The 9126-nt window shown below is 31.1% G+C and carries 8 protein-coding genes; all 8 read left to right on the top strand.

What is annotated here, in order from left to right:
- Positions 1 to 124: 124 nt before the first annotated feature.
- A complete protein-coding gene (locus BUB82_RS11285) occupies positions 125 to 1465 on the top strand; it encodes a TlpA family protein disulfide reductase (RefSeq protein WP_073193732.1) in 1341 nt (446 codons plus the stop codon).
- Between the two features lie 141 nt (positions 1466 to 1606).
- Positions 1607 to 2437: a Shedu anti-phage system protein SduA domain-containing protein gene (locus BUB82_RS11280; protein ID WP_073193731.1), complete on the top strand. Its 831-nt coding sequence runs from the start codon at positions 1607 to 1609 to the stop codon at positions 2435 to 2437.
- A 171-nt stretch (positions 2438 to 2608) separates the two neighbouring features.
- Positions 2609 to 5026 carry a hypothetical protein gene (locus BUB82_RS11275; protein WP_073193730.1) on the top strand — a complete coding sequence of 806 codons (2418 nt, stop codon included), beginning with the start codon at positions 2609 to 2611 and terminating at the stop codon, positions 5024 to 5026.
- 222 nt (positions 5027 to 5248) lie between these two features.
- Positions 5249 to 5848, top strand: a complete 600-nt coding sequence (locus BUB82_RS11270; RefSeq protein WP_073193729.1) for a DUF4738 domain-containing protein — start codon at positions 5249 to 5251, stop codon at positions 5846 to 5848.
- A 149-nt stretch (positions 5849 to 5997) separates the two neighbouring features.
- Positions 5998 to 6540, top strand: a complete 543-nt coding sequence (locus BUB82_RS11265; RefSeq protein WP_073193728.1) for a hypothetical protein — start codon at positions 5998 to 6000, stop codon at positions 6538 to 6540.
- A 134-nt stretch (positions 6541 to 6674) separates the two neighbouring features.
- Positions 6675 to 7406, top strand: a complete 732-nt coding sequence (locus BUB82_RS11260; protein WP_073193727.1) for a hypothetical protein — start codon at positions 6675 to 6677, stop codon at positions 7404 to 7406.
- A gap of 141 nt (positions 7407 to 7547) precedes the next feature.
- On the top strand, positions 7548 to 8114 hold the full coding sequence (locus BUB82_RS11255) for a hypothetical protein (protein ID WP_073193726.1): 567 nt from the start codon (positions 7548 to 7550) through the stop codon (positions 8112 to 8114).
- 162 nt (positions 8115 to 8276) lie between these two features.
- Positions 8277 to 8849, top strand: coding sequence for a hypothetical protein (locus tag BUB82_RS11250; RefSeq protein WP_073193725.1), 573 nt, complete (start codon positions 8277 to 8279; stop codon positions 8847 to 8849).
- Positions 8850 to 9126: the final 277 nt, after the last annotated feature.

The raw sequence follows: 9126 nt of genomic DNA, 5'->3' as shown, positions 1-9126 counted from the left end.
TTTAAAATTGATAGTAGTTTCATATTTGTAAAATTTAATATTTATTTGAAATTATTTGCGTTTTAAGTCGCCACTTATGTTATACGCAGAACGTTACAGAGCATTGTAAAAAAAATTATAAGAAATGAAAAAAATAATTTATCTCTTAGCAATATTGAGTGTAATAGGATGTCAAAAAGAATCTAAAGAACTATACATAAAATTGATCGACCAAAAGGGTTATGGAAGTTTTGAGCCTGGTAATTCAATAGTTTTCCCATCTCAGGATTCAATTTTTTATAGCGGTGTTCCAAATGAAATAGATGAATTTGTAGTGAGAAAGCTTAGTGCGGACAAAAATCAAAAATTGTATAGTGATTATAAAAGTGGGTTAATTGATAAAAAAGATTTTATAGAACTGGTAAGAGACAGGAAAATTGATACCCTTGATTTGACAGATAAGGAAATAGATAATGAGATATTAATTCTTATTGGAACTAACAGAAAAAGCGGAAAAGTTATTATTGTTGATTCTGACAATGATGATAATTTTGAGAATGAGAAAGTTTTAGAATATCCGTATCCCTTAACAAGAAATCAACAGGATAGCATGCAACCTTTACTAGAAGATCTTATTGTAAAGTACGATGTGTTTTTAAAGGATAAGATTGTTGAGAAAAGTACAGTAATTAAACCAAGTCCATACAAAGGCGGTCTCGGGATTTCTCTATCTACTAAAAACCCAATCGAACAGAATTATTTTTTATTTGCTAGCATTCCTCAACATAAAAAAGGAAAGGCATTAATCAACAATAAGGAATATACCTTTGAAATCTCAAATGGATTTACAACCCCTATTTACAATAGTAACAATGTACGAATTTTCATTTATGGAGAGAGTCAAAATAATATTTCAGAAAGAAATGGCTTTATGACCTATAATATTGGCGATGTTTTTAATGCTGATGGTAAAGATTACACGATAAAAAAGATTTCAAAATTAGGTAATCAACTTTCTTTAGAATATTTAAAAGATAATGACAAACCAAAAGGTAATATAGTAGGTTTTTATCCTCTTGATTTTGAAGCAAAAATGATTGACAATACTAATCTTAAGTTAGAAACTTATAAAGGAAGTTATGTACTTATTGATTTTTGGGGAACTTGGTGCGCACCTTGTATTAAAGCATTACCTGAACTCAAAGATGTAAATAATCAGTTAAGTAAAAGTGATGATTTTAAATTAATAAGTGTGGCTTTCGATTCCAATATTGAAGAAGTTAAATCTTTTACTAAAAAACACGAAATGAATTGGGAACACGTATTTGTAGATAATACTCAATACAATGATAATTCAATAGTAGCTAAGTTTGATATTAACACTTTTCCGTCTACAATTTTAATAGATCCTTCTGGTAAAATTGTAGCAAGGAATGAGACATTCGAAGCTATTAAAAAAATAGTAAGAGAAAATAACGCTCTGTAACAGCATATATAGTTTATGGCGGAATTTGAAGCAAACTCGAAGTTTTGTGTATTTTTAAAAAATGAATTTATAAACTGAAAATAATAGCGTATTTGCCCGCCACAAAACCATATACGCGAGACGTTGGGCATAATTTGAAAAATGAGTATATATAAAAGAAACTTTTTTGAGCTAAATACAGAAGAAAAAGAAATTCTTCAACAGTATCGCGAATTGGATTCCCAAGTGTCAATAAAAGGAATTGTCCAAAGAAAGAATACTGTTGACCTGCATATGAAAATGCTTGAATTATATAGAAAAGGACCTTTTATCTTAAATGTCAATTCTTATTTCCCGAATAATTTTCTTAACGACATTGAATTAGCTACAAAAAATGCTGACTACAATATAAAACTGGAAAAGTTCATTGAGCTAATCGATAAAGATGTGAATGAAAGAGAAGTTTTAAATTTTATTCGTGACAATGAAGCTCATTTCATAATTGGTTCAATTCTATGTAATCACACACTTTATGGTCATCACGATAGGTATATTTTCCAAGAATTTCCATTACCACCAAATCATCAAGCGGACTTTTTAATTGTAGGTAGGAATTCGATGGGATTTCATTTTCTATTTATCGAACTTGAAAACCCTTCTGGAAAAATTACCCTAAAAGATGGTGCATTTGGAGAAACAATAAGGAAAGGTATCGGACAAGTTAATGACTGGAAACATTGGTTAGACAAAAACTTCTCTACTTTAATTAATGTTTTCAATAAATATAAAAATCCGACAGAAAACCTACCATCGGAGTTTTACGAATATGATAGCACTCGAATGGAGTATGTTGTCATAGCTGGAAGGAGAAAAGACTTTAACGACAAAACATATTTATTAAAAAGAGAAAGTGCAAAAAATGGAATTAAAATATTCCACTATGACAATATCATTGATGAAACTAAATGGCTTTTAAAAACGTGTTCCTACTAAAAAAACTATGCCCAACAATGGCTATAAGTAATTGCTTGTTCTCTCCTACTTCTGAAAATCCTCGCGGATTTTCAGTTTGGTGTGTACTTGCAAAGTTAAGTGCTAAACCACGCAACTACTCATAGCCGAGACCGTTGCCAGCAATTATAAGAGACCGTTACTAACATCGAAATGAAGTACAAAAAAATAAGAGAAGAAGAGTTAAAAAATAAAGTTGGAGCTGAATGGTTTAAACAATTCGATACAACTGAAATATTAGGTAATATCGATTTCACAGTATTTCCAAAGCAGGATAGTTTATTTGGTAGAACACCACTTCTTTGGGCAGAAGCAAAAACAGGTAATTTTGATGTTGCAACTATGTTTGTCCAACTCATATTAACTATTGGAAAAGCAAGGACATTTGATAAGACTATGCCACCTGCATTTCTTGGTGCTTTTGACTTTCAAAAAATGGCATTTGTTCCATATATCAATATTCAAGATATTTTTTATCTCAATGATTTTAATTGGAATGTAACATCAAGTAATCACGGAACTAAAGAATTTAAGCTAATAAAGGATAGAATTGAATCTACATTAAAGCAAAAAACTTATGTTTTTAATTACGAAAAAGACGAAAAGGAATTATCAACTTTTATCAATAATAATGTTGCTAAAGCAACAACAAAAAGCAAAATAAAAATTGATAAGAACAATTTTATACCTATTTATTTACGTTGGCTTGAATTTGTAAAACCGATAATAGATGTCAATTGGGAAGAATTAAACAAAGCCAATATTTATGATAGCGACTTTTATTTAGCAGACTTATTTGTAGATGATAAAGGAACCCAAAGTATTGATGACGACTTAACGATACGAGATAATTTATTTGTTGTTTTTGAAAATCAAGGTTATAAAATAAAAAAGGAAAACATCAAACAGATGTTTGATGCTACAATAAATCTAAAGAAAAAGGAAACCTACCAACATTTTTGGAAACTTTACAAGCGACCACCAATTAAAGAATTTCAAGATTATATAATTTATCGAAAAGATTTGTTAGTCCCACAAGACATTAGAGAACGAAAAGGTGCATTTTTCACACCACGACAATGGGTAGAACTTTCACAAAAATATCTTACCAATTATTTAGGAGAGAATTGGCAAGACGAATATTACATTTGGGATTGCGCTGCTGGTACTGGGAATTTGCTTGCAGGCTTAAATAATAAATACAATATTTATGCAAGTACATTAGACCAAGCTGATGTAAATGTGATGCACGAACGTATTGAACACGGTGCAAACCTTTTAGAAAATCACGTTTTTCAATTTGATTTTTTAAATGATGATTTTGATAAATTGCCAAAGAGTTTGCGGGAAATCATCTTTAGTGAGGAGAAAAGAGAAAAATTAATTATTTACATAAATCCACCTTACGCTGAAGCAACAAATGCAAAAACCGTGTCTAGAAGTGGGCAAAATAAATCTGGAGTTTCTACAAATTATAAAGTAAAAGAATTTTACAATCAAAAGATAGGTAATGCATCAAATGAATTATTTGCCTTATTTATGGCAATCATATATGAGAAAATACCACATTCTAAACTTGCAATATTTTCAAAATTAAAGTTTATTCAAGGAACAAATTTTAGAAAGTTCAAAACACTTTTTTTAGCAGATTTTGTCGACGGTTTTATATCACCAGCTAAAACATTTGATAACGTAACAGGTAAATTTCCAATCGGTTTCACGATATGGGACTTGAATTCAAAAAAAGCGGTTGAAGAAATAAAATGTGATATTTATAATAAAAATGCGGATTTTATTGGTCAAAAGGTCTTTAGAGGCAATCTTCCAAAAAGTATAAATAAATGGATTAAAACATTTGACAATGATGAAAATCGAATTGGTTTAATGGTTAGTTGTGCGCCTGATTTTCAGCATAATAAACAACTTGCAATTTTAAGTAAGCAACAAAAGAGATATTGTTTTAGTATTAATCAATCCAACTTAATATATTTTGTTGTTTATTATGCAGTAAGAAAATCAATTCCGGCTGATTGGATAAATGATAGAGACCAATTTCTTTGGCCAAATGATAATTGGCTACAAGACGATGTTTTCAAAAGCGATTGCTTTACATATACCTTATTTGACAATCAAATTGAGTCAAAATATGGTACAAACCATTGGATACCATTTACCGAAACAGAAGTAAATGCTAAAGAAAGGTTTGAAAGTAATTTTATGGCTAACATCATTAATGGAAAAGCACAACTTAAAAATACTACTGACAAATTACTTTTTGCAAAAAACTGTAAAAACTCATTGTCGATTGAATTCTCTGAAGAAGCAAGAGAAACATTCAATTCTGGTCTTGAATTATGGAAATACTATCACTCAAAAGAAAATGTCAATGTAAATGCATCTATTTACGAAATACGAGAGTATTTTCAAGGGAGAAATGATATAGGTAGAATGAACAGCTCAAGTGATGATGTGATTTATATGGAATTAATTTCTGATTTGCGAGATAAATTAAAAACACTTGCTAAAAAGATTGAACCTAAAATATATGAATATGGCTTCCTGCAAAAATAACTGCTGGCAACAACGTATATAGCTCATAGCTAATTAGTTGTTTAATCGAAGTTAAGGTATATTTGGAAAGTCGCCAAATTTTTAAATTTGACGATTTCCAATAAAAAAAAGATAAATAGTAAAATTTAAAAATCTGGCTTGTGCTTAATCCGAAAATAATTTTCTAACTTGCACGCTACGAGCCATATACATAACCGTTACCAAACAGTTGAAAACCGTACAATGAAACAACTTCTGATTTTAATATTAACACTTTCAATTTTAACAAGTTGCGACCTAAAAAAGTCGGAAAAAACGCAATCTGAATATAAGCCAGATGCTGAATTAAAAACAGAACCAGAATCGGAATCTGAAATGAAACAATTAGACACAACCGTTGTTTATTGGCAAACCGACTTTGATACTATTCGAAAACATCAAGAAGTGCAAATTGGGAATGAAATTCACCAACTTGAATTAAAAACATACTCGTTGAACGACAGCTCAATCGTCCGAATCAACGACTTGAACAAACCAATAATTTATAAAGACATATATCACGATAACGTAACTGAAATAATATTAAAAAAAGGTAACGATGTTATTCTTAAATCTCAAGTAAAAAAATCGACATTTAAAGATAGTCTTGATGGAGATTTTTTAAAATATTCAGTATTGAGAAGTGTGGAATATGATTTTATACGCTCAAACCGACTTTATTTTAAAGCAGACATTGATGTACCTGATACTGATTGGGCAGTTGGAACTGATTTTGCCATTTTCTACCGAACAGAGAAAAAAGGAAAAATTGATTATTGGAATATTAAAGACATTGGATTATAAAAAACCGTTTGGTAACACCGGCTATAGTTCATTGCTTCTGACTTTCCTTTCGGAAAGTCCTCGCAAATTTGCTATCTTCGGTTTACGGCGGAAAATCCGCGAGGATTTTCACGCAACGAAACCATAGCCAAAACCGTTGTGCCCAATTTATGAACGATAGATACGAAATAGAAAAACCTACTTCTGATTTAAACTTTTTGACAATCGGAATTAAATATATTGTATTATTCATTGTCCTCTTTTTAGCAAGTTGGATTGCCATTCCATTATTTGTTTCTAATGGAAGACCGACTAGAGTAAACACAACTGCTGAATTTCTATTTGAAAATCCGTTGTGGTCGAGTCTAATAATTTCGATTGGAGTTATAACTTGGTTTATCTATCGGACTAGAAAAAAATATAAATTCGGAGAAGTTTTTAAAATTGAGTTTAATGACTCTGACCGCAAATTGGAAATTAAAACTGTTAACCTAGCTAATAATGAGGAAAAAAATAACCAATACGATTATAAAAATTTAAGCTATGATTTTCAAAATAAGGAAGATTCTCTTTTTGGAAAACAAAGAATTTTAAAAATTAATAATTATGGTAGAACTGTTCACGAAATAAATTTTGACCGTACAGCTTGGTGCAGAAATGAACGGATTGACAAACTGATTGAAAAAATAAAAACTGGGCACAACAATGTATAACCGCAATTACGGCGGATTCGACTACGTCCGAATCCACTCGGAATTGCTAACGTCAGTGCTTAACCGAAAATTATTAACTTTAAATCCGTAACTGACGGTTATACGAGACCGTTACCTGCAAGCTTTAAAAACTTATGAAAACAACATTAACCTTTTTATTTATAATTATATTTAATGCTGCAAATGCTCAGCTCAAATTTGAGGAGTTAAAGCAAAAAATATCTGCCTTCGAAACAGTTCAAGAATTTGACAGTTTAATAACGTCGAAATATATTAAAGAGAGGAATGCGTTTTTAGTTTACTATGAGTTCAAAAGACCAGTAGATAGCGGATACCAACAAAATCGAATAACTATAGATGATTATATTAAAATAAACTTCCTTAGCAAAAACGGAAAGCTAATGTTTGGTTGGATTTCGAAATTTGACTCTTATAACGAAAAGATAAAACACACAGAAGAAATTAAACCTGCGCAAAACAAAATTAAATCATACATCAAAATACATAATTCACTTTATAATTCTCAACTAACTGAAAAGGAATTAAAAACTCAAATATTAGCGGAATATGTAGTAGGCTTTGGTTGCGGTTATAGTGGAAGTTCAATTTCAGATGAATCTTCCAAAATGATGAAATATGTTAAGCGAAAAGACATTGAGAGTTTGAATAAATGGTTAACCGCATTTTCACCAGAACTTCAAGCTTTAGGTACAATTGGTCTTATACAACTTGGGGAAATAAATGAAACGCAAAGTCAAATAATTGAGCGATTGAAAACAAGAAATACAACTATTTCAAATTGTATGGGATGCACGTATTCATATGATACTGAATTTAATAAGTTGATTGAAATATATAGCGAATAAGCCAGCAGGTAACACCGGCTATAGTTCATTGCGGCGGAATTTCCTCTCGGAAATTCCTGCGTATTTGTTAACTTTGGTTTACGGCGGAAAATCCTCGCGGATTTATCCGCAACGAAACCATAGCCAAGACCGTTGGCAACAATGTCCGAAAAACCTATGAACAGAATTTTAATCATTTTTCTAATAATCGGACTCTGCTCTTGTGGAGAAAAACAGAAATCTGAAAAGAAAACGGAAACTGTTACATTTGAACAAACCATTTCTGAACTTAAAGATTTTGAATTACTTCAAGATTTTGAGAAAAACAAAGCGGAATTCGGAACACCAGATACTTTTGAACTGAACGACCATTCTGCTGATGGTGGAGAATTAAAAGTATTTCACGATAAAGACTTTAATTACATTGTATTTGACTTTTGGTTGTATGGAGAAACTGGAAAACTGAATTACACATATTGGACTGACAAAAATGGAAATCTGGAATTCAAATTCGTGAAAAAATTAAATTACGAATACGACAAACCATATTACGAAGAGAACTTTAAAATTGATTCAACTATTAACTATCTCTCTTATTCAGGAATGAAAATCAGGATGTTTGACCTCAATCGGAATGAAATTCAAAAAGCGGAATTGATTGATACCACAAAAAACGAGTTGGAATCATTTTTTAAAGATGTAACAAAAGGAATTGAAATAATAAAATAAAAACACAGTTGCCAACAATGTATAACCGCAATTACGGCGGATTCGACTACGTCCGAATCCACTCGGAATTGCTAACGTCCGTACTAAACCGAAAAACATTAACTTTAATCCCGTAACTGACGGTTATACGAGACCGTTGGCGTGCATTAAAACGACACAAAATTGAGACACGATAAAATCGACATACCAAAATCAAAACAAAAAGGACGAGTAATTAGAAAGACTTGGCTGATTGAACCAATTTTTGATTTTTTGACATATGTAGTTATAGTAGGTGCTTATCCGTTACTTTCGGGACTTTTCTTCTTGGATCAATTGAAAAAGGGAGATTACATAATTGGTGCTTCAGTCCTTTTTGGACTTGCATTAATTCTCGGTGGACTTCTACTTTATTCAATTATTAATCTTGACAGACTAAAACGCATAAGTGGAACATTAAAAGACAAAAACCGAGAAGCTATTAAAAATTTGACTGAAAAACTTGGTTGGAACTTACAGATTCATAACCAACAAGTATCAGTTTTATCTCCACCTTGGAGTTGGTTCTCGACAAATTGGGGTCGACAAATTGTAGTTATCTATGACCGACAAGACATTTTAATTAACTCAACCAGCTATGGACTTCACGATTTGAAATCTCCTTTTCATTGGTTTGGAAACAGAAAATTAGAAAAGATAATAAAGGACAATTTTGAAGAAGAAATAAATAAAACGACACGCCAACAATGGGTATAAAACATAGGGCGGACAGTGGTTTCCGCAAGTTTTCGGCTCTTAATATAGTTCGTTTCGGTCGGACAATTAAGTGCTTCGAAATGCCCTACGTTTCATACCCGAGAACGTTGTGCAACATTTATGAAATCCGAAATAAAAATTGGATTCTCGATAAATACTTTGATTATTATTTAATGAAAATTCTGATATTTAAATATTATAGTTCAATATTGAGTTTGATGAAATACACAGGAATGGGACTGACCAATGAACATTCCAGAGCTGTATTTATTTTCAC

This window comes from Psychroflexus salarius (assembly GCF_900129035.1).
In the GTDB taxonomy this organism is placed as follows: Bacteria; Bacteroidota; Bacteroidia; order Flavobacteriales; family Flavobacteriaceae; genus Psychroflexus; species Psychroflexus salarius.
Note: the sequence above shows the minus strand (reverse complement) of the source record. Positions and strands in the feature narration are given on the sequence as shown.

What these genes read in the sequence shown, in the direction of transcription:
- BUB82_RS11270 (WP_073193729.1), top strand. Translation starts at nt 5,249, where the DNA reads ATGAAACAACTTCTGATTTTAATATTAACACTTTCAATTTTAACAAGT.
- BUB82_RS11280 (WP_073193731.1), top strand. Translation starts at nt 1,607, where the DNA reads ATGAGTATATATAAAAGAAACTTTTTTGAGCTAAATACAGAAGAAAAA.
- BUB82_RS11275 (WP_073193730.1), top strand. Translation starts at nt 2,609, where the DNA reads ATGAAGTACAAAAAAATAAGAGAAGAAGAGTTAAAAAATAAAGTTGGA.
- BUB82_RS11260 (WP_073193727.1), top strand. Translation starts at nt 6,675, where the DNA reads ATGAAAACAACATTAACCTTTTTATTTATAATTATATTTAATGCTGCA.
- BUB82_RS11265 (WP_073193728.1), top strand. Translation starts at nt 5,998, where the DNA reads ATGAACGATAGATACGAAATAGAAAAACCTACTTCTGATTTAAACTTT.
- BUB82_RS11255 (WP_073193726.1), top strand. Translation starts at nt 7,548, where the DNA reads ATGTCCGAAAAACCTATGAACAGAATTTTAATCATTTTTCTAATAATC.
- BUB82_RS11285 (WP_073193732.1), top strand. Translation starts at nt 125, where the DNA reads ATGAAAAAAATAATTTATCTCTTAGCAATATTGAGTGTAATAGGATGT.